This is a genomic window from Mycobacterium arosiense ATCC BAA-1401 = DSM 45069, assembly GCF_002086125.1.
Lineage (GTDB): Bacteria > Actinomycetota > Actinomycetes > Mycobacteriales > Mycobacteriaceae > Mycobacterium > Mycobacterium arosiense.
On the sequence record NZ_MVHG01000220.1, the window covers coordinates 1 to 801 of the forward strand.

Genomic DNA, 801 nt, shown 5'->3' on the forward strand with positions numbered 1-801 from the left:
GGTCAAGTCCAGGGACGTGGTGTACGGGGTCGTCTTGTGATTCTTCGAGATGATGGTTCAAGCGGTCAGTGCCGCAGGGGTGTCCTCCTGTTCTGCTGATGGGGTTTGGTCGGCACGGGATTTGCTGAGGACTTCCAGGCCGAGGTAGCGGCGGGATTCGGCCCATTCGTCGTGTTGTTCGGCGAGCACCGCCCCGACGAGGCGAATCAGGGCGCCTCGGTCGGGGAAGATGCCGACAACGTCGGTGCGTCGGCGGATCTCTTTGTTGAGTCGTTCCTGCGGATTGTTCGACCAGATCTGGCGCCATATCTGCTTGGGAAAGGCGGTGAACGCCAGGAGGTCGGCTCGGGCGTCCTCGAGATGTTCGGCGACCTTGGGAAGCTTGTCGGCCAGTGCATCGATAACTCGATCGTATTGTGCGGCAACCGAATCAGCGTCAGGCTGGTCAAACACCGAGTGCAGCACCGTACGTACCCAGGGCCATGATGTCTTCGGTGTGACAGCCATCAGGTTGGTCGTGTAGTGGGTTCGACACCGCTGCCAGGACGCTCCAGGCAAGGTAGCGCCGATCGCCGCCACCAGCCCGGCATGGGCATCGGAAGTCACCAATTTCACCCCGGCCAGTCCGCGGGCGGTCAGCGAGCGCAGGAAGGTCAGCCAGCCGGCCCCGTCTTCGGCGGTGGTGACGTCGATGCCCAGGATTTCGCGGTAGCCCTCGGCGTTGACACCGACCGCGATCAGGGCGTGCACGTTGACCACCCGCCCACCTTCACGCACCTTGAGCACCATGGCGTCAGCGGC

General features: G+C 63.3%; 1 protein-coding gene. It reads right to left on the reverse strand.

Going from position 1 to position 801, the window contains the following annotated elements; genetic code table 11:
- Window positions 1-57 precede the first annotated feature (57 nt).
- On the reverse strand, window positions 58-801 hold a 744-nt coding region (locus BST14_RS28175; RefSeq protein ID WP_142279681.1), incomplete at its 5' end, for an IS256 family transposase.